The organism is Citrobacter sp. RHBSTW-00029 (genome assembly GCF_014104295.1).
GTDB classification, from domain to species: Bacteria; Pseudomonadota; Gammaproteobacteria; order Enterobacterales; family Enterobacteriaceae; genus Citrobacter; species Citrobacter youngae.
In genome coordinates this window covers 657,523-677,482 of the sequence record NZ_JABXRT010000001.1, presented here as the reverse complement: position 1 = coordinate 677,482, position 19,960 = coordinate 657,523, and the positions used below count along the sequence as shown (strand labels likewise).

Annotated in this window: 20 protein-coding genes; 8 read left to right on the top strand and 12 right to left on the bottom strand. The window is 55.5% G+C overall.

Annotation, left to right across the window (positions count from 1 at the left end):
• Positions 1 to 105: 105 nt before the first annotated feature.
• The 3 genes from HV041_RS03230 to HV041_RS03220 all read right to left on the bottom strand — a co-directional run bounded on the left by HV041_RS03230 (position 106) and on the right by HV041_RS03220 (position 3,575).
• Positions 106 to 1,113: a PIN domain-containing protein gene (locus HV041_RS03230; RefSeq protein ID WP_064157306.1), complete on the bottom strand. Its 1,008-nt coding sequence runs from the start codon at positions 1,111 to 1,113 to the stop codon at positions 106 to 108.
• A 132-nt stretch (positions 1,114 to 1,245) separates the two neighbouring features.
• The gene (traI, locus tag HV041_RS03225) at positions 1,246 to 3,198 is read right to left on the bottom strand and encodes a TraI/MobA(P) family conjugative relaxase (protein ID WP_085451424.1); all 1,953 of its coding nucleotides are present in this window, start codon (positions 3,196 to 3,198) and stop codon (positions 1,246 to 1,248) included.
• Complete coding sequence (locus tag HV041_RS03220; RefSeq protein WP_000896705.1) at positions 3,195 to 3,575, bottom strand: conjugal transfer protein TraJ; 381 nt, start codon at positions 3,573 to 3,575, stop codon at positions 3,195 to 3,197. Before HV041_RS03220 ends, traI begins: the two co-directional genes overlap by 4 nt.
• A 344-nt stretch (positions 3,576 to 3,919) precedes the next feature.
• Here HV041_RS03220 and HV041_RS03215 point away from each other — a divergent pair, with 344 nt between their 5' ends.
• From HV041_RS03215 to HV041_RS03185, 7 genes are all read left to right on the top strand, one after another.
• A complete protein-coding gene (locus tag HV041_RS03215) occupies positions 3,920 to 4,162 on the top strand; it encodes a TraK family protein (RefSeq protein WP_016943286.1) in 243 nt (80 codons plus the stop codon).
• A 91-nt stretch (positions 4,163 to 4,253) separates the two neighbouring features.
• Positions 4,254 to 4,463, top strand: a complete 210-nt coding sequence (locus HV041_RS03210; RefSeq protein ID WP_000101796.1) for a TraC family protein — start codon at positions 4,254 to 4,256, stop codon at positions 4,461 to 4,463.
• 2 nt (positions 4,464 to 4,465) lie between these two features.
• The gene (locus HV041_RS03205) at positions 4,466 to 4,690 is read left to right on the top strand and encodes a hypothetical protein (protein ID WP_000844753.1); all 225 of its coding nucleotides are present in this window, start codon (positions 4,466 to 4,468) and stop codon (positions 4,688 to 4,690) included.
• Positions 4,691 to 4,957: 267 nt separating this feature from the next.
• Complete coding sequence (gene trbJ / locus HV041_RS03200) at positions 4,958 to 5,749, top strand: P-type conjugative transfer protein TrbJ (RefSeq protein ID WP_117051170.1); 792 nt, start codon at positions 4,958 to 4,960, stop codon at positions 5,747 to 5,749.
• Positions 5,750 to 5,751: 2 nt separating this feature from the next.
• Positions 5,752 to 5,934, top strand: a complete 183-nt coding sequence (locus HV041_RS03195; RefSeq protein ID WP_029402692.1) for a hypothetical protein — start codon at positions 5,752 to 5,754, stop codon at positions 5,932 to 5,934.
• A 2-nt stretch (positions 5,935 to 5,936) separates the two neighbouring features.
• Positions 5,937 to 7,580: a P-type conjugative transfer protein TrbL gene (gene trbL / locus HV041_RS03190; RefSeq protein ID WP_085451425.1), complete on the top strand. Its 1,644-nt coding sequence runs from the start codon at positions 5,937 to 5,939 to the stop codon at positions 7,578 to 7,580.
• 2 nt (positions 7,581 to 7,582) lie between these two features.
• Positions 7,583 to 7,909, top strand: a complete 327-nt coding sequence (locus HV041_RS03185; protein WP_029402218.1) for a hypothetical protein — start codon at positions 7,583 to 7,585, stop codon at positions 7,907 to 7,909.
• A 530-nt stretch (positions 7,910 to 8,439) separates the two neighbouring features.
• Here the strand turns inward: HV041_RS03185 and repC are convergent.
• From repC to guaB, 6 genes are all read right to left on the bottom strand, one after another.
• Positions 8,440 to 9,339, bottom strand: coding sequence for a replication protein C, IncQ-type (gene repC / locus HV041_RS03180; RefSeq protein ID WP_085451426.1), 900 nt, complete (start codon positions 9,337 to 9,339; stop codon positions 8,440 to 8,442).
• Positions 9,326 to 10,192: a helicase RepA family protein gene (locus HV041_RS03175; RefSeq protein WP_085451427.1), complete on the bottom strand. Its 867-nt coding sequence runs from the start codon at positions 10,190 to 10,192 to the stop codon at positions 9,326 to 9,328. Before HV041_RS03175 ends, repC begins: the two co-directional genes overlap by 14 nt.
• 3 nt (positions 10,193 to 10,195) lie before the next feature.
• Complete coding sequence (locus tag HV041_RS03170) at positions 10,196 to 10,426, bottom strand: AlpA family phage regulatory protein (protein ID WP_016941854.1); 231 nt, start codon at positions 10,424 to 10,426, stop codon at positions 10,196 to 10,198.
• A 284-nt stretch (positions 10,427 to 10,710) separates the two neighbouring features.
• A complete protein-coding gene (locus HV041_RS03165) occupies positions 10,711 to 11,919 on the bottom strand; it encodes a site-specific integrase (RefSeq protein ID WP_024248387.1) in 1,209 nt (402 codons plus the stop codon).
• Positions 11,920 to 12,227: 308 nt separating this feature from the next.
• The gene (gene guaA, locus HV041_RS03160) at positions 12,228 to 13,805 is read right to left on the bottom strand and encodes a glutamine-hydrolyzing GMP synthase (RefSeq protein ID WP_048224996.1); all 1,578 of its coding nucleotides are present in this window, start codon (positions 13,803 to 13,805) and stop codon (positions 12,228 to 12,230) included.
• A gap of 63 nt (positions 13,806 to 13,868) precedes the next feature.
• Positions 13,869 to 15,335, bottom strand: a complete 1,467-nt coding sequence (gene guaB, locus HV041_RS03155; protein WP_048210934.1) for an IMP dehydrogenase — start codon at positions 15,333 to 15,335, stop codon at positions 13,869 to 13,871.
• Positions 15,336 to 15,495: 160 nt separating this feature from the next.
• On the opposite strand from guaB, the gene xseA reads away from it, so the two are divergent.
• Positions 15,496 to 16,869 (top strand): exodeoxyribonuclease VII large subunit, encoded by a 1,374-nt coding sequence (gene xseA, locus HV041_RS03150; RefSeq protein ID WP_121584904.1) that lies wholly within the window; start codon positions 15,496 to 15,498, stop codon positions 16,867 to 16,869.
• Here xseA and HV041_RS03145 read toward each other — a convergent pair.
• The 3 genes from HV041_RS03145 to HV041_RS03135 all read right to left on the bottom strand — a co-directional run bounded on the left by HV041_RS03145 (position 16,866) and on the right by HV041_RS03135 (position 19,773).
• Positions 16,866 to 17,081, bottom strand: a complete 216-nt coding sequence (locus HV041_RS03145; RefSeq protein WP_048210932.1) for a zinc ribbon domain-containing protein — start codon at positions 17,079 to 17,081, stop codon at positions 16,866 to 16,868. The genes xseA and HV041_RS03145 overlap by 4 nt on opposite strands.
• 52 nt (positions 17,082 to 17,133) lie before the next feature.
• The gene (locus HV041_RS03140) at positions 17,134 to 18,168 is read right to left on the bottom strand and encodes a Gfo/Idh/MocA family oxidoreductase (RefSeq protein ID WP_121584905.1); all 1,035 of its coding nucleotides are present in this window, start codon (positions 18,166 to 18,168) and stop codon (positions 17,134 to 17,136) included.
• A 63-nt stretch (positions 18,169 to 18,231) separates the two neighbouring features.
• Positions 18,232 to 19,773 carry a peptide MFS transporter gene (locus HV041_RS03135; RefSeq protein ID WP_048210930.1) on the bottom strand — a complete coding sequence of 514 codons (1,542 nt, stop codon included), beginning with the start codon at positions 19,771 to 19,773 and terminating at the stop codon, positions 18,232 to 18,234.
• Between the last annotated feature and the right edge of the window lie 187 nt (positions 19,774 to 19,960).

The following is a 19,960-nucleotide window of genomic DNA, read 5'->3' as shown; positions in this document are numbered from 1 at the left end:
ACAAATGAAATCGCTGGATATACGGCCATCGACATAAAATATCGGGACACTCACGCTCTCGATTGGATTTGCATTGGGATAGATAAGAAGCGATATCATCCTTACTTACGTGTCGAGCATGTCCCACTCATCCCCCAAGACCCATCGCAGGGCAGAGAGCTTCCCATTGAGCATCCCCCATTCAAAGTCGCTCCAAGGCCCAGTATCTTCATATTTATCCCTGACCCGTTGAGCTGCAATTTCTGCTTGGCCGAGGATATCTTCGTGAATCACATCATTGCCGTAGCGTTTTGTGCCAGCGGGGACGATCTCTATGTCACCATTATCTAGGTGATACATCATGTTCATATGGCGGTTGTACCAAACTTTATCGAACAACTCGTCCATCGCAGACATGATTTCCTGAAGCCCACGAGTTTCGTCCTCCCAAGAAAAGCTATTCTCATAGTGAAATTCTTCAAGATCGAGCAAATCCTCGATGGCAGAGCTTGTGGCGTTAAAGAATAAAGAGCTGCTGCCGTCAAAAATATCTGCGAAATCGTCGTGTGGCTGCCTGTGGTCTTTGCCGGAAAAATCCGTGACATTATGAGTGACAAATCTAAAGGTTTCGTACTCACTTGCGTGTGACACCCGAAACTCTTGGAAAGTCTCTGCTAACACTGCGTCAGCAACACTATTCTTCTGCTTATGGAACGGTGCCTTCTTAGCGATAGCCCGCTCTGCTGCTCTGATTTTTGCGACATCAGAGATTACAACTTCGTGGGCCATGTCAAAAAGTTTGGTAACACGATTTACTGTGTTTTGATTTACTTCGGAAAGAATAGGCAGCCTGTGATTAACATCATCCAAGGTTTTGAGCGCAGTCTCTTTACCTTCACCGCCAAACGACTCAACCACCCCTTTAATTACTCGAAATTCACTGGCGAGCCGTTTTCGCGTAGCCTCAATCACCCTATCTTTATTTCGTTCGTACTCGGCACGTATCAGATCGGGCAGTAGTATTTTGATACTCCCATCCTGCACCAGATGTTCTATGGCAGTAAGCATCGGCAATTCAGCTTTTTGAGACGAAATATCAAGCCAAACACATGTATCGAGCATTATTAGATGCATTAAAGCTCCTACTAATTATTCTTTCCAAGATTCAACCCATACACTTTATGGGATAATGCCTCGTCAGCATAGAACAGTGCCAATAACGCAGGACAACCTACTTTCTGACGAGTCATTGAACGATGTTTTCAGCTATATCAGTCCATTAGAGCGGTCCTTCGGTTGCATCTGCCTACGCTGTGGGGCCACGCCTGGCATATCGCTCGCCTCTCCCTTTTTGGTGTCCTTCGGAGCGTATACCTCGGTCTGAAAGGCCTTCTCCATTTCCTTATGCTCGGCCGTCTCGCGGCGCATACGCTCCATCGCCGGATCGGTGAACGTGACCTTAAGGCCGTGCATACCGGCGAGCTGGGCGACTTCAAGCCGGAACTCGTCTGTGCCTTCCACGATGAGGGCTTGGCCCTCGAACCGCTTGGACGCCAGTTCGAGCGCAACCAGTGCCGCGCCGGTCGTGGCTTTCTGCGCCTGAACGTGCGTCTTCCGGTCGATCACCATGCCGCCGTCGATGGTACTGTACGCCATCGTCCCGTCTTTCCGGGCCTTGGGCTTGAGCTTGTCGAGAACAACAGCCTTGGCCTTGTCGGCCCGGTCGGCGGTCAGTAGCTCCCCGTTCCAGCGGCGTGTCCGTTCCTCGCGGTCGCGCAGCACGGCCAGCGCCTCGGCGTTGCCGCGCTCGGCCTGCTGCGTCAGCCAGTCGGCCCAAGTGGGCATCGTCGTCTGTTTGAACAGCGCCTGACGGCGAGCGTCTGCGCTCTGCCGGTTCTTTTGGCGCGAGGCGTCGGCCTGCTGTTTGATAGTGCCGTACATCAGGCGTTTGGTCGGCCCCTTGCCCGCGACCTTCAAAAGCATTCGCTCTGTCTGGCTCCACTGCTTAACCTGCGCATTGAAAGTTGCACTCTCGCGCTTGATCTGGTCGAGGCCCTGACGGCGGGCCAGAATGGCCGCCTGTCGCTCGCGCTGGTACTGATTGAACAGGCCCGCTGTCGTCGGGTTATCTGGCCGCCGGGGTCGTGGCTCGTACCGCTTGCGGTTCGCCTTCGCCTCGGCCTGCCGTTCGGAAGGCTGGAACGGGCCAAGACGGTCAGTTAGGGCCTTCATGGAAAGGTCGCGGCCGACGTTGCTGGCCTTCGCCCAAATGCCTGAATCTGGCTCGCCGATGACAAGGCCAGCGCCGCGCTGGCGAACCTCTAGGCCGTGTTCGGCCGCTGCGCCGTGCAGCTCCTGCCAGCTCGTCGCCTGTCGCATCGCCGGGGCCAGCTCGCGGGCCGCGTACCCGGTCAGCGTCTCGATGCCGGACTGCGCCTCCACGCTGGCCACCTTCGCGCCGATGCGGACTGGCTCCGCTTTATCTGCTGACTGTCTCTGTAGACGGGTATCGGACAGCTTGCGCAACCCGTTCAGGGTTTTGGCTTCAGGAGGCTTCGATATGCTGAGGTCGTAAGCGTTTCTAAGGTGTTCACGGAATAGGCTGTCGCGCTGCTCTGGGGCTTTCGCTGGCAACAGCTCAATGTCGCGGTTCTGATGCCGCTGCTTTGCCTCCAGACCATGAAACGTTCTTTGCAAGCCGTGCTCTACCTCAAGACGCTCACAGGCCTCCATCAGGCGGAACTGATCGTAATAGGGTTCAATGTTCTGTAACCCGGTCGGGTGAACCTTGTTGATGGCCACATGCACATGCAGGTTATCGGTGTCGATATGAACCGCTGATACACGCTGGTGCTCATCGAGGCCGATGGCAGCGCATAGTTCGTCTTCGATGGCGTGCAGCGTCTCAAGGTCTGGCTGCTCGCCGGGCGGGAAGGAATAGACAAAGTGGTAGGTCTTTTCCGCCTTCGACCTGGTGTTAGCCGCTTGCGTGGCTTGGATCAAGATTGCGGCATCTGCCGGATCATCCGTGCCGCAGTTGGTAACGCGGTAGCTGGCGACCTTCTCGCCCTCGGTCGTGCCATTGGCGGAATCCAGAATGTAATCGGCCGTGCGCTCCCAGCTCGTCGGGTCAATGCCGCCCTTGGCCGCCACCATATACTTGATTAACCGGGCTGGGCTTGAGGCCTTGCGTTCACGGTTGATGCGATGTGCGATCATTTGGAAATCCTCCCCATGAGCGCCCGCATGTCCTCTTGGATTGCGCGGAAATCCATCATCATCGCTTCTACGTCAATCGGTCGCGCGCCCTGACCGCGTTTCTCAGCGAGCCACAATTTCAGCAATCCGGCCACCCGGCCGAGGTCGCCATTCACCTTTGCCAACTGGCGGACAGCTTCCAAATCGGCCCGTGAACCTATAGGCAGATTCAGCCCAACAGCGCGAAGGAAAGCGGCATTCGACAACCCCGCCTGATCGGCCCTTTCGGCTAACTCTTTTTTCTCATCAATGCTGACCCAAACCTCAATTCGCTCCCGCCGTGGACGTGTCCCACGCGAATGCGGCTTGATAGCCTCAATCGCATTTTCACCGGCCATAAGCCTTTCCTCTTTGGTGTAAATGTCGCGGAGCGACTGACAGCCTCGCAGAGCAAGATGCCGTCGAACCGCAGGTGAGTAAGGGGCGGTGTTGGACTGGTGCGGGCTTGCCCGTACCGGTACAACACACATCTTGCCGTACTGCTCAGTGCAATTTTAGGCAATTTAACGCTAATGGCCAGCTTCGCTAACATCAGTTGCGTTCATTTTCCTATAATTGCGCTAATTTTCCTTAAAACGCGCAGCGTCGCGTTATTACGAGCGCAGAATTGCGTAAAATTGCGCTAATTTTCTTTGCTTGGATATACTGGTTTGGACCGAACGTCGAGAACGGAGAAAGGCACATGACCGACCATCAAAATGCAAATACTGAACGTCGCCCTCAACGCCGTGGCCGCGCATCGTTCGTGGCGGTACTGGATGAGGTGCGGAAGGAGCACGAACGCGGGGTACCACTGGTATGGATTTATGAGGCATTCGCGGACCGGCTCGAAATGGGATACACCCAGTTCACCAAATACGTCACACGATACATCAAGCAAGGTCAGCCAATCCTCGCTCCCTACAAGCACGACGGGAAGCGATGATCCTGTTATGGCCAAACATGCCGACGGTCGTTAGAATGCAATTACATTCAACGGCGTAAAGCTAAAATGGCACCAAAGAGGAGTGGATAAATTGGCCAGAAAGACACTTTCAGAGCGGCGAGCTGATGCGCTTTCGGAGCTTGAAACGGCAAAAGCAAGGCTGGCAAAACTTGACAATGAGGCAGCCGAAAGAATCGGAAGAATTGCAATAAAGTCAGGATTGGTTAATCTTGAGCTGACGGACGATCAAGTCCGGGAAGAATTCGACAGAATCGTGGAAAGGATCAGCAAGGGGAATTGATCATGAAGACAGCTCACCGCATCAGCGCATTGGCCAATCAACTCAACGAACTGCAAGCCTGCCTCGGTCGAGCCAGTGGGCGGCCTAGCAAGAGCGTTATGGAAGCCCAGCGCATTGCGGCCGAGCTGGCTTCTTTACTCGAAGAGTGGCACCTTGAAACGTTGCACATCCCTGAAACAGAGCGTGACCTCTATCGCGTACAGAATCCCTATTACGCGGCCCACTGACGCCACGCACCGGCTTATCAAAAGCTCACTTCGGTGGGCTTTTTTTGTCCGCAAAACGCATCAAAACGGACAGCCAAACTCGTTCCGCTCGTCTTGAAAAACGCGATCAAAATCATAGTGTTGAGAAACAATCTCGTGAAAATGACGGACAGTTTACGGACATAAATCATTGAATTCTATGCGGATACAAGATTATCCGCATATTTAAAACCGCTCCATATCGGTCAATAATCAAACCTCGGACGATGACAAAATGAGGTATTCGGTATGGAAATGGAATCGCAAAAAACGTCGGCTTATGCCGCCCGAAAATTCGGTCGAGGCGCGGCGCTCGCTCTGGCAATGGCAAGCGCAGGCCTTGGTGTAAGTCTCTACATGGCACCGGCTCCGGCCTATGCCATCTACTGCTCGAACTGCTCGACGTTCTATCAGCAGATGTACGAGTACGCCGAAGCGGCCAACACGCAACTGAACACGGCCCAGCAGTTGCAGACGCAGATCCAGCAGTACGACAACATGATTAAGCAGGGCATGTCACTGCCCAGCCGCATGTTCAACACCATCACTGGCGACCTTCAGCGCGTGGCCAGCGTCTACAACTCGGCGCAGTCGCTCGGCCGCAACATCAGCAATCTGGACGAACAGTTTCGCCAGCAGTTCAAGGGCTATGACAGCTATCTGAACTCGATTGGCCAAGGGCAAAACAACATGCCGCAGCGCTATCGGGACTGGGCACAATCCGGCTTCGATAACGCCCGCACGGCCATGCAGGCCGCTGGCGTAAATACCAGCACATTCGAGGATGAGAACGCGATGCTGGATCAGTTGGTGAGCCGTTCGCAGTCGGCCGTTGGCCGTCAGCAGGCCATTCAAGCCGGGAACGAGATTGCGGCGCAGAACGTGCAGCAGCTCCAGAAACTGCGCGATCTGGTGGCCACGCAAATCACCCTGCAAGGCAACTACATGGCGCAGCAAAACGAACGACAGTCCGTTAGCGATGCCTCCGAACAGCAATTCCGCAGCCGTGAAAATACACGCGGCCCGTCTGAGGGGTTCTAACCATGATGATTTCTAAGGCGCTGATTGCCGCCCTCTGCCTCGTCTCGGCGCTTGGTGGGTCGGCACTGACGGCCGTAGTCGTCACGAACACCGCCGCGCCGGAATGCGCAGCTGTCGTCAATGGCCATCAGGATGACCAATTCCGCAGCCGCCCAAACACTCGCGGCCCGTCTGAGGGGTTCTGACTATGCGACGTTCAACCGTTTTCGCGCTTGTCGGCGCTGTGCTCTTGCTATCTGCAACTAGTGCGATGGCTGCCGGGGTCGATTTGGCGCAGAGCAACACGTCTATGAACAGCCTTCTGCGGCTGATTCAGAACGCTTCAAACCAATGGGCACCGCGCCTGCATGACTACGCCTTGTGGCTCTTGGGATGCCTTGCCGTCATCCAGTTAGTTTGGACTTTTGCTCCTTTGGTCATGCGCGGAGCTGAACTGGGCGACATCCTCCATGAGCTGGTGAAATTCATCCTCGTGATAGGGTTTTTCTATGCGATGCTCGATCACGCGACCGAGTGGGGCGGGGCCATCGTCAACAGCTTCCGGCAGGCCGGGGCGCACGCGGCAGGGTTGGGTAGTGCGGAGCTGATGCCGGGGGATATGTTCTCAACTGCTGTGGACTTTTCACGGCAGGTGCTGACGGCCGGTGTTTCGATGTTCAGCCCAATCACATCGGTTGTAGTGGCCGTATCTGCATTGATCGTCCTGATGTGTTTTACGTTTATAGCGGCTCTGGTGTTCGTGACGCTGGTAGAGGCCTACGTCATCATCAATGCCGCCGTCCTGTTTATGGGTTTCGGTGGCTCTCAATGGACACGCGAATATGCACTGGCTCCCATTCGCTATGCCGTTGCGGTAGGTGCCAAGCTGTTTGTCCTGACTCTGATTGTGGGTCTGATCATGCAGGTTTCCGCAGAATGGTCGGCAGCCTACACCAACGACGAAGCGTCGTTGATGACCTTGGTCGGCCTGTCTTTGGTGTGCGCCTACCTGACCAAAACCATCCCTGAACTGATCGGCGGCATGATTAGCGGCACGTCGATGGGCGGCGGCTCTGCAATTGGGGGCATGGCCGCAGCCGGTGCAGCCGGTGCGGCGGCCGCAGTCGCTACTGTTGCAACAGCAGGGGCAGCAGCCCCGGCCGCAGGAGCACTAGGGGCCGCAGGAACTGGCGGAGGCGCTGCCAGTGCCGCGGGTGGTGGACTGGCCTCCGCACTGAACGCCAGCATGGCAGGCGGCAGTACCGCAGGGGGCATCGGTGGTGCGACGGGCGTCAGCAGCGCTGGAATTGGCGCAAGCACAGGAGGGGGCAGCGGTGCGGCCGCAAAGGCCGCAGGCTCTCGCGTCGGGGGTGGTGCCGCGTCAAGATCGGCGAATCCAGTGTCGGCGGCCGCTTCGCCAGCTAGCCAAGAAGCAGGCAGCGGCTTGAAACAAGCCGCCAAACAGACCGGAAGAGCGGCCAAGGGCGGTAACGACGATACGGATCAGCAGGCCGTCGCTCAGCAACGGCAGATGACACCAAAAGAAGGGACCGGCGGCAACGGCAAGGCTTTTGCGCAGGGCGCCGAGGTGGCCACACGGGCGCTTGGCGTGCTGGGCGCTATCAGCGTACCCGGTATGGAAAGCTCCCACGGGCTTTCGCTCGGGGGCACCGGGTCTCCCCCTCCAGTCCCCGGCGGCGACAGTCCAACGCCTGACGACGGCGCAGAGCCGACTACACAAGCGGAATCCAACATTATTCGTCCGACATCGGACACAGCTAGGACCGGAAATGTCGGCGCGCTCAATGTGCCCGGCATGGATTCTGGCATTAACTCTCAATCGGAGGCGTAATCATGATGAACGATGTATTTTTGGGCCTGATGATGCTCGGCGGCTTTTTTGTTCTCGGTATTGGTATGTGGGCGCTTGGCCAATGGCTCCGACGCAAAGGCTTTGGCCCGCAGCTCGATGCACTGGATAAGCAGTACACGGCACTACAGCATCGGGTGAACCGATTGGCTCTGCCTGCCGCTGCGCATTTCTACGGCGGCATGGGTATGCTTAATCGCATGCCACTTTTCGGCAGCAAGAATCAGGTGGTATTGGTAGAGCGTGTGAGAATGGCCATCCTTCAGATGGAAGAGGAAGAACGGCAGCGACGCAGGGTCATCAATCGCTGACGCGCACAGCCAGTTCCATCACCCACAACCCCGCCTGAGTGCGGGGTTTTGTTTTCCTGCCGCAGCATCTCCGTCTATTACACACCGCAAAAACGGCCTGTATCGCTCTGTGAGAAGTTTTCACACATGACAGCCACAACCACATTCCGACACTGAAAAAACGTCGCCACGGCCCATACAGAAGGGATTTTTGACGCTTTCGCAGGCCGTTAGAGGCCTTATGTCGATTTTGGCCCTGCCCTTCCCTTTTTGGTGCCTGATCGTCTTTTTGCCGGTTTCAACGGCTCGACCAGGTGCTGCGACCGGTGGGTAATCCACGGAACTAGCCGCGTCGGCGACGGCAGGCCCGCCCTACCTTTTTTGGTGCCCAACGGCCGTAGGCCGACCAAGAGCAGCAAGCTAGGAGCTGCGCCATCAAGGCGCGGCACTTAGCGCGCATGCTGGAGATTCTTAGAGAATCTTGGATGGAATTTGCGAACGGCCCGCAAAGGCCCGCCGTTGCTGGGTTTTCCGAAACCGGCCGGGTGCCGTTAAACAGGGGGTTGGGTACTGTTAAACAGGGGGTGGGGTGCCGTTAAACAGGGGGGAGCAGCGTTACAGTCGGATGCCTTGGGTCGCCCGATTTCCCATTTGCCCTTAGCATACTCGTCCAGCTTCCAACCCACGGCAGCAAGCTCGGCCAGCGCCTTGCGTGCCGTCTGGCGGCGTTTTTTGATGGTATTCGGGTTCGTCGGTTCATCCGGCCAAACATAGCCGCATAGCGTGTCCAGCTCTACCCGCCCCGACTTACCGAGGTCAATCCAGCCGCATAGTCGTTGATGAATCAGGCGGGCGGGGTCGGTCTGTAGCTTCCTAACTTCGGCCATGTCTATGCGGATGTGCTGCCCACCCATGATTGCGCGAGCAATAAGAGGGTTCAATGCCACATACAGCTTGCCGTTCTGCTCATCACTTGCGTACTCGGACAGCAAACGGAAGCCCTGCCGCCTCCTTCCATTTTGCGCAATGATAGAGACTTTCCAGAGCCTCTCAATGCAATCGCGTACAGGCCTAGTATTGTCGATATCTGCATAGCCAACCTCACGGGCCAGCGACCGATAGCTACCCTTGACCACCATCGCATCCTGCTGGACGGCTTCCCACTTGGGTTCGAGAAATAGCCGCAGCTGCCGACCGGCTTCTGTCTGAGGATCGGGAGAAAGCACAAGGCCAGAAGGTCCAGCCATTGCTACCAGTCCTTGCAAAATGCGGAGATCGTCGGCCCCCAGCGGTTCCGGCCCACTGAACTCGATACGCTTGCCGTTGCCGTAGTCATATACGACGTCCAGCTTGCTACGCTTGCGTTCGCCACGTTTGAGGCTACGGAACAGACCGGGGGCCAGACAATGCACCGGGTCGTGCCGGGCGTGAGTCAAGTCATACTTGCTCACGTTGACGCCCCTTTCCGCTGCCCTGCTTGGCGTCCAACAGCTCCACCGGCAGCAACACACCGCCATCCCGCCGTTCATACCATTGGTCATGCGGGGTAGAGTCGTAATTCTGTTTGCTGACACCAAAACGGACAAAGAAGCCGCGCCGGTCGTTGCCGATGGGCTGACGGTCATAGGCGCGGTCGCTGAGGCTCTTGGCCTCGTCCTCGGTCATCTTTGCGACGAAGCCGCACCAGCGGGCATTGTCGATTAGAGCGGATGCGCCTCGTGCCGCTTGCTGTTGATCCGTCTGCCCATCGCGGGCACTGCCCTTGCTGACATGGTGCAGATACAGAACTGACGCCCCGGTACTGGCCGCAATATGCTCAAGAGTGGCGACAAGCCTTGCCATGTCACCATTGCTGTTCTCGTCCCTATCATGAATGCGGCTCAGGGTATCCAGTACGATCAACCGGGCACCGGCGCAAAATTCAATGACGCGAGCAAGGTGCCGCTCATCCATCACGTTCAAGCGCCTACCCATGATCGGCTCAAGAGTGAGGTTCTGCGCGATGGCTTCGCGTGACTGCGGGTTCAGGTGTTGGCCAATGGAATGAATGCGGCGCACAAGTGCGACTTTCGGGTCTTCTCCGGCGCAATAGACCACGCGGCCAGTACCTGCCGGGGAAAGCCTTAAAAGATCGCCACCGGCAACGCTGCACGCGATGGCCATTGCCGCTTCCAGCGCCCAGAAGCTCTTACCCGTGGCTCCGGGAGCCACCAACGCTCCTACTGTCCCAGCAAGGAAGCCCGGCCAAATAAAGTCTAGTGTGGGCGGTTCGTTCTCGAACGCTGCCCGTAAGTCAATCGCCACAATTCAAGCCCCCATTCCGGGACGAGGGGCCGAGCCGGAATGTTTGCATGCATCAATCCATGCCTCGACCTCGGCTAAATCCCACACGACCTTGCGGCTACTAAGTGCGATGCGCTGAGGGAATTTCCCCTGCTTTTCGAAGTTGTAGATCGTGCGCTCGCACAGTGGAATCATCTCCAGCAGCTGCTTTTTGCTAATGAGAACTTTACTCGCTCTCCTTAATTCTCTTTCCACACCGAATACCTCGTTTTGTCATCGTCCGAGGTTTAATTATTGCTACACAATGCCGGTGTTTTCCAGCATTAATAAGCTATTTTTTCGTGCAAAATCAATAAGTTAGCTGTCCGACAAACGTATAGTTTCGGGACGACTACAATCGCACAATCTTTTGTTTTTTCGGAAGTTTTCTTAAGGAAATTCAGGAGAGGAAGAGTGTCCAGCAAACGTCTATTTCGGGACAAAAAAATGCCCACCGAAGTGGGCATTTCGCTACAGAATGCAGGTCTCTAGGCTCCGAATCAGTCCTTGAGGCGGGTCTTCCTGATTGTCCACTCGTCGATCATGTCGGCCCAATCTTGGAGCATCGCCCGGCGCTGATCGCGGTACTCGGCCTTGTTGTAGATGGCACGAACGCCCTTCTGTTCGTGCGCAAGGCACTTCTCGATCCAGTCGGTGTTATAGCCCGCCTCATGCAACAGCGTGCTGGCTGTGCGCCGCAAGTCGTGCGGTCCAAACTTGCCAAGTGACTGCCCTTCCTTCTGGGCCAGCCGATAGGTAAGGGTAAGCACCTGATTGAGCGTTGCGCTGCTCATCGGCAAGTCTGAGTCATAACGTGATGGCAGAATGTACTCCGAACCGCCGGCGAAGGTCTTCAGCGCGATGAAAATATCCAGCGCCTGCCTCGACAGGAACACCAAATGGGGATTGCGGCGCTTCATCCGCTCCTTGGGGATTGTCCAGAGCGCGTCGGTGAAATTGATTTCGTTCCACGTTGCGTTGGTCAGTTCGCTTTTGCGAACCATCGTTAGCAACAGCAGCTTGGCAGCCGCTCGAATTGAAGGTGTGGTGCCGATACGCTCCATGTACTGGTACATCAAGCCAATTTCCTCGGGCGTCAGTGCTCGATCTCGCGGCTCAAACTTGGCGATAGTTGACGGGCGCACCAAATCGGCCGGGTTCTCAACCTTCTGTCCGCGTTCGATAGCCCAGCGGAAGACCTGCATCATAATTTCGCGGCAAAGCACGGCCGTTGATGGCCTGCCTTGTTCCACGATGGCATCAGTCAGCGCCCGCAAGTCCTCGTGGGTAATTTCTATCAGTTTCCTGTTGCTGAATTTCGGCTTTAGCTCTCGCTCGTATGTTCCACGGCGCATGTCGCGGGTGGAATCTGCCATTTGATAGCCGCGCAACCACTTCTCGGCCCACGCGCCGAATGTCTCAGCATCCTTGACGCGGGCTTTGTCCCGCGCTTTCTCCTTGGCTGGAGATTTCCCTGCGGCGATCATCTTCTTGGCTTCGCCCAGCCGTTCGCGAGCTTCCGCTAGCGTGATCCCTCCGACACCATAGCGGCCGAAGGTGATGGTCTCTTGCCTGCCGTGGATCGAGTAGTTGTAGCGGAACGAAATCGAACCCGCAGGGGTGATGGCCACGTAGAGGCCGTCACGGTCATTCACTTTGTAGAGCTTGTCCTTTGGCTTGAGGTTGCGCAGCTTGGTATCAGTCAGCATGGTCGGGTTGGGTTTCCTCTCAAAAATACCATGCTCAAAAAGCCCCACAAATCCTCAAAAAACTTCTTTAAGGACAATGCGTTACCTAAATTCGATACCATGAGCACCCCATCAGAGGCGGCATGGTATCGAGTGCCGAACATGGCATCAGGTTCAAATCGTACCATCTACCATGCCATAGAAACGGTGTGCTTGGCGATGCGAAAATTTGCCAGACAGTGCTACGCCAAGAACGAAAAAAGCCCGCAATTACGCGGGCTTATGGGTGTTTTAATGCTTTTTGGTGCCAGTCTATGCCGGACGCGGGATCACTCCCACTCAATGGTAGCCGGCGGCTTACCGCTGATGTCATACACCACGCGGGAAATACCGTTCACTTCGTTGATAATGCGGTTAGACACGCGGCCTAAGAAGTCATACGGCAGGTGTGCCCAGTGCGCGGTCATAAAGTCGATGGTTTCAACAGCACGCAGGGAAACAACCCAGTCGTATTTGCGGCCATCGCCCATCACACCAACGGAACGTACCGGCAGGAACACAGTGAACGCCTGGCTGACTTTGTTGTACAGGTCGGCTTTGTGCAGTTCTTCGATGAAGATAGCATCCGCACGACGCAGCAGGTCGCAGTACTCTTTCTTCACTTCGCCCAGCACGCGTACGCCCAGCCCCGGTCCCGGGAACGGGTGACGGTACAGCATGTCGTACGGCAGGCCCAGTTCCAGACCAATTTTACGCACTTCGTCTTTGAACAGTTCACGCAACGGTTCAACCAGACCCATCTTCATCTCTTTCGGCAAACCGCCCACGTTGTGGTGAGATTTGATGACGTGCGCTTTACCGGTGGCGGAAGCGGCAGATTCGATCACGTCAGGGTAGATGGTGCCCTGTGCCAGCCACTTAACGTCTTCCAGCTTCAGCGCTTCTTCGTCGAACACTTCAACGAATACGCGGCCGATGATCTTACGTTTCGCTTCAGGATCGTTCTCGCCTTTCAGCGCGTCGAGGAAACGCTGTTCGCCTTCAACGTGAACGATGTTCAGGCCGAAATGGTCACCAAACATATCCATTACCTGCTGGGCTTCGTTCAGGCGCAGCAGACCGTTGTCGACGAACACGCAGGTCAGGTTTTTTCCGATTGCACGGTGCAGCAGCATCGCAGTCACAGAGGAGTCAACGCCACCGGACAGACCGAGGATAACTTTATCATTGCCAACCTGCTCACGAATGCGGGCAACGGCGTCATCGATAATTTTTGCCGGCGTCCAAAGCGCTTCACACTGGCAGATGTCGCGCACAAAACGCTCCAGCATGCGCATGCCCTGACGGGTGTGGGTAACTTCCGGGTGGAACTGCACGCCGTAGAAGCGTTTTTCTTCGTGCGCCATGATAGCAAACGGGCAGCTGTCAGTGCTGGCAACAGTCACGAAACCTTCCGGAATGGCAGTCACTTTATCGCCGTGACTCATCCATACGTCCAGCAGAGGTTTGCCGTCGGCGGTCAGGGAGTCTTCAATACCGCGGACAAGCGCGCTGTCAGTCTGAACCTCTACCTGCGCATAGCCGAATTCACGTTCGTTAGACCCTTCAACATGGCCACCGAGCTGCATTGCCATGGTCTGCATGCCGTAGCAAACGCCGAACACCGGCACGCCGGCATTGAACACGTACTCTGGCGCACGCGGGCTGTTTGCTTCGGTGGTACTTTCCGGACCACCGGAAAGAATAATACCGCTTGGGTTGAATTCGCGAATTTGTGCTTCCGTAACATCCCATGCCCACAGTTCACAGTAGACGCCCAGCTCACGTACGCGGCGTGCGACCAGCTGAGTGTACTGCGATCCGAAATCGAGGATGAGAATGCGATGTTTATGAATATTGTCTGTCATTGACGCTAATTCCGAGGCAAGTGAAACAAATTCGCCCGGCACAGAGCCGGGCGCGGAAACTTATCAGGAGCCCATGCGGTAGTTAGGGGACTCTTTGGTGATGGTCACATCGTGAACGTGACTTTCCTGAATACCCGCACCGCTGATACGGACAAATTCAGCCTGAGTACGCAGCGCGTCGATAGTACCACAGCCGGTCAGCCCCATACAGGAGCGCAGCCCGCCCATCTGCTGGTGAATGATCTCTTTCAGGCGACCTTTATACGCCACGCGGCCTTCGATACCTTCCGGGACCAGTTTGTCGGCGGCGTTATCGCTCTGGAAGTAACGGTCGGAGGAGCCTTTGGACATCGCGCCCAGAGAGCCCATACCGCGGTATGATTTGTAAGAACGGCCCTGGTACAGTTCGATTTCACCCGGGGATTCTTCGGTACCCGCCAGCATGGAGCCAACCATGACTGCAGCAGCACCTGCAGCAATCGCTTTCGCGATGTCGCCGGAGAAACGAATACCACCATCGGCGATAACCGGAATACCGGTGCCTTCCAGCGCTGCAACCGCGTCAGAAACAGCGGTGATCTGCGGTACACCTACGCCGGTAACGATACGGGTAGTACAGATGGAGCCTGGGCCGATACCGACTTTCACCGCGCTGCAGCCGGCTTCCGCCAGTGCGCGAGCACCAGCGCCAGTTGCCACGTTACCACCGATTATCTGCAGATCAGGATATTTAGCGCGAGTTTCACGAATACGCTGCAATACGCCTTCAGAGTGACCGTGAGAGGAGTCAATCAGCAGTACGTCAACGCCCGCGGCAACCAGCGCATCAACGCGCTCTTCGTTACCTGCACCCGCACCGACAGCAGCGCCAACGCGCAGACGACCATGCTCGTCTTTACAGGCGTTAGGTTTACGTTCCGCTTTCTGGAAATCTTTAACCGTGATCATGCCGAGCAGGTGGAAGCTGTCATCAACAACCAGCGCTTTCTCAACGCGTTTTTCGTGCATTTTGGCAAATACGACATCGCGCGCTTCGCCTTCGCGAACGGTCACCAGACGCTCTTTCGGCGTCATGTAAACGCTCACTGGCTGGCTGAGATCGGTCACAAAACGTACGTCACGACCGGTGATGATGCCGACCAGTTCGTTATCTTCAGTCACAACCGGGTAGCCTGCAAAACCGTTACGCTCGGTCAGTTCTTTCACTTCGCGCAGCGTGGTGGTTGGCAGAACGGTCTGCGGGTCGGTCACCACGCCAGATTCGTGTTTTTTCACACGTTTAACTTCTTCGGCCTGGCGCTCGATGGACATGTTTTTGTGGATAAAACCGATGCCGCCTTCCTGGGCCAGGGCAATTGCCAGGCGCGCTTCCGTCACGGTGTCCATTGCCGCGGAGAGCATAGGAATGTTCAGGCGAATGGTTTTCGTCAACTGGGTGCTAAGATCAGCAGTATTCGGCAGAACGGTAGAATGAGCGGGAACGAGGAGGACGTCGTCAAACGTCAGGGCTTCTTTTGCGATACGTAGCATGGGCAATATCTCACCTGGGAGGTTATTAAATATTGCCGCGGCATTATACAGAGCGTAACCGATTGCATCCACACTTTTTTGCAAAAAAACCTTGCGCTCCTCTGTGAGCATGTTACTTTCGACTGAATAACCTGCTGATTTAGAATTTGATCCCGCTCACATGTTATCCTCTCAGACCACCTCAATTTTTACCGTAAGCCGCCTGAATCAGACGGTTCGTTTGCTGCTTGAGCAAGAAATGGGGCAAGTGTGGATCAGCGGTGAAATCTCCAATTTCACTCAGCCGTCCTCGGGTCATTGGTACTTCACGCTCAAAGATGACACCGCTCAGGTTCGCTGCGCGATGTTTCGCAACAGCAACCGCCGGGTAACGTTCCGCCCACAGCACGGGCAGCAGGTACTGGTACGCGCTAACATTACATTGTATGAGCCGCGTGGGGACTACCAGATAATCGTCGAGAGCATGCAGCCAGCTGGCGAAGGGTTGTTGCAGCAGAAATACGAGCAACTGAAGGCGAAGCTCCAGGCCGAAGGCCTCTTTGACCAACAGTTCAAACAGCCGCTCCCCTCACCTGCGCACTGCGTTGGGGTCATCACCTCGAAAACCGGCGCCGCGCTGCATGATATTCTCCACGTGCTGAAGCGTCGTGACCCTTCCCTGCCCGTGATTATCTACCCAACCGCCGTCCAGGGCGACGATGCGCCGGGACAGATTGCGCGCGCCATTGCGCTGGCGAACGCGCGGGGCGAGTGTGATGTACTGATTGTCGGTCGTGGTGGCGGCTCGCTGGAAGATTTATGGAGCTTTAACGACGAACGGGTAGCGCGGGCGATCTTTGCCAGCCGGATTCCAGTCGTCAGCGCCGTCGGCCATGAAACCGATGTGACCATCGCTGACTTCGTCGGCGATCTGCGCGCGCCAACGCCATCTGCGGCGGCCGAAATTGTCAGCCGCAACCAGCTTGAACTGCTGCGTCAAATTCAGCAGGGTCAGCAACGTCTGGAAATGGCGATGGATTACTATCTCGCCAACCGAACTCGCCGATTTACCCTGCTTAATCACCGCTTGCAACAGCAGCACCCTCAATTGCGTCTGGCCCGTCAGCAGACCGTGCTGGAACGACTGCGTCAGAGAATGAACGCCGCTCTTGAGAATAAGATCAAACAGGCAAATCAGCGTCAACAGCGCATGCTGCAGCGTCTGAATCAGCAAACCCCACAGCCGCGTATTCACCGCGCGCAAACACGTATTCAGCAACTGGAATACCGACTGGCGGACAATATTCGCTCGCGCATCAGCCAGCAACGCGAACGTTTCGGCAATGCGGTCACGCATCTGGAAGCCGTCAGCCCACTGGCAACGCTGGCGCGCGGCTATAGCGTCACTACCGCGACAGACGGCAAAGTGCTGAAGCAAACCAAACAAGTGAAGGCCGGTGATGTTCTCACCACCCGACTGTCAGATGGTTGGGTAGAGAGCGAAGTGAAAGGCGTAACGGCGGCAAAGAAAACGCGTAAGAAAAAGCCGGATTAAACCGGCGCAAACTCCACGCGTTTTTTCGAAATAAGGCCATGGCCGTTCTGGCAGAAATAATCCACTGCGCCGCAGGCTTTTAACACTTGCAGTGGCAGATGGCACTCCGGACAGCGCGCTTCTAACGGAATAACTTTTTTGCAGTTTTCACAGTGCGCCACACCGTTTTGCTGTTCCAGTTCTGCGTGACATTCCGGGCAGTTCATTGACATGATGACTCCTATAAAGGGCGTTCGGCTCTGCGCTAATTTTACCACGATACGCTTAGTGTGGGCCACGCAGCTGTTGCTGCAAGGTGAGTAATCGTTCAACCTCCTCCAGTCTGCGCTGCGTTGTGCGCCTCACCTCCTGTGGGTTGCGTTCAAACAGACTTTGCGCCCCCAGAATATGTTCCGCCAGACAATGGGCATAAATCGTGCCAGGAAGCTTCCAGCGACGCACAGCATCACCGTCAATCACTTCCAGTACATCTTCTGTACCGCGCCGATCATGACTGATGATACGACCATCGCTCAGATACAGACGCAAACCTTTTTGACCGCCAGTTGGACCCGCGTACTTATTCAGCCAGATATCCAGCGGTATGCCGCTAATCTGCCCCTGAAGATGAGCTTCACCCTCTGCCGTGGTCAGGTCACTCTGGGGGATATCACGCCCCAGACGGTCTTTAGCACTCACTAACCGCAGCACCATCTCATTATTCCCTCCCAGATACCGTACCGTTTCCCGCAGCATTGCTAACACGTGCGTACCGATATCCAGAATCACGCCATCCGGGTGGCGAAGTTCACGCGTGTCCGGTTCACCGGTGGCAAAGTTAAGCGCTATCGGCTCCCCTGCGGTGTTAAACCCGCTTGGCTCCTGCAAGAAACCTTCGATTTTCACAATCTCGGCAAAAGTGCTGACCAACCCTCGTTTCACCGTTTCGATGCGCGCCATCCAGTGGTCTAGCGCCAGCACGCGATCAGCAACGCCGGGTTGAACCAGCAGCATTTTCAGTTTTTCAATTTGGGAAAGCGTGGCGACAATAGGTTTTTCAACCACGATACGTGCAATGGGAGAGGCCAGGGATTGTTCAAGCACCTCAAGGTGATGTAGGGATGCGGTCGTGATAAACAGGGTATCAAGAGGCTGAGTAAGCAGCTCTTCGAGCGACGTACAACGCGTCACGCCTGCTGGCTGTTTTGTGGGTTGAACGTCAAATCCCACGCAGCGTAGTGAATCACCGAACATGTTACGTAATGCAGGCAAGTATGCCGTTTCAACGACTGCGCCAAGTCCAACAAACCCAAACAGCATGTTCTTACCTCGAAAATTAAATGGCCGGGACATAACGTCTGCCCCGGCACAATCGAAGTGTTATCAGGCGCTGGTCACCGGTTTAGTTTGTGTATTCTCCAGCATGCGACGAATCGGAACAATGAGGACGATCAGTACTGCAGCGCAGATCAGCAGCGCAATCGAACAGCGCGCGAAGAGATCCGGCAGCATATCCAGTTGGTCAGCCTTCACATGGCCACCAATCAGACCCGCGGCCAGGTTACCCAGCGCACTGGCGCAGAACCACAGACCCATCATCTGTCCACGCATTCTTTCCGGCGCCAGCAGCGTCATGGTTGCCAGACCAATCGGGCTCAGACACAGTTCGCCAAGCGTCAGCATCAGAATACTACCCACCAGCCAGAATGGCGAAACGCCTGCACCACCATTATTCAGCACGTTTTGCGCTGCCAGCATCATCAGGCCAAAACCCGCTGCGGCACACAGAATACCGATAACGAACTTGGTGATGCTGCTCGGGCGAATGTTCATGCTGGCAAGCTTCGGCCATGCCCAGCTGAACACTGGTGCCAGCAAGATGATAAACAGCGCGTTGATCGACTGGAACCACACTGCCGGGATTTCAAAATCGCCGATCATACGATTAGTGTAGTCGTTAGCGAACAGGTTAAACGACGTTGGTTTTTGCTCAAATGCCGACCAGAAGAAGGCCGCGGAAACCAGCAGAATAAAGCAGACCAACAGTCTGGCGCGCTCTTTACGGTTCAGCCCCGCAAAGACAAACAGGTAGATGAAGTAGAGGGCTACGGATGCCGCAATCACATACACCAGCACGCTGGCTACCGCGACCGGGTTAATCACAATCACGCCCTGCGCAATCAGCGTAACGATAACCGCCACACCCACAGCAAGCGCCAGCAGCCACGTGCCCACACCGTTACGCTTCACAACCGGGCTGTTCCAGGTAGAGTCCAGCCCGACTTCGCTGTCGTAGCGTTTCATCGCCGGAACAGCAAATACGCGGAAGATAATTAACGCGACCAACATCCCGATGCCACCGATTCCAAAACCCCAATGCCAGCCATGAGATTTAATCAGCCACCCGGAGATCAACGGCGCGATGAAGGAGCCCATGTTGATGCCCATATAGAACAGCGAGAAACCGCCATCACGACGCGCATCGCCTTTTTTATACAGCGTGCCGACCATCACCGAGATACAGGTCTTGAACAGACCAGAGCCGAGCACGATAAACATCAGGCCGATAAAGAACAGGTTGTCACCCATGATGGCCGAGAGCGCAATCGACAGGTGACCAAGTGCTATCAGGATGGAGCCATACCATACCGCCTTTTGTTGGCCGAGCCAGTTATCCGCCAGCCAGCCACCCGGCAACGCGGCAAGATACATCGTACCGGCAAAGATACCGACAATCGCCGAGGCATTTTCACGCGCCAGCCCCATACCGCCGTCATAAACGGTAGCCGCCATAAACAGGATCAGTAACGGACGAATGCCATAAAACGAAAAACGCTCCCACATCTCAGTAAAGAACAATGAGCCGAGCGGATAAGGATGACCGAAGAAAGTTCGGCTTTCTTTTTGATTAACAGAGGATTGCATAATTCTCCCGAAAAGATATGTCGTGTGCTTGTAAACACCGTGATGTACGCCGGCCAGTTACGTAGCTGGTCGATTTTTTACATACGGCGAAGAGTTATTTAACCATTTGATAACCTGACAGTAGTTTTGTCTAGTACCAACCGGGTGACTTTAAGATGAAAATTCGACAATTGTCTACTTTCTTAGA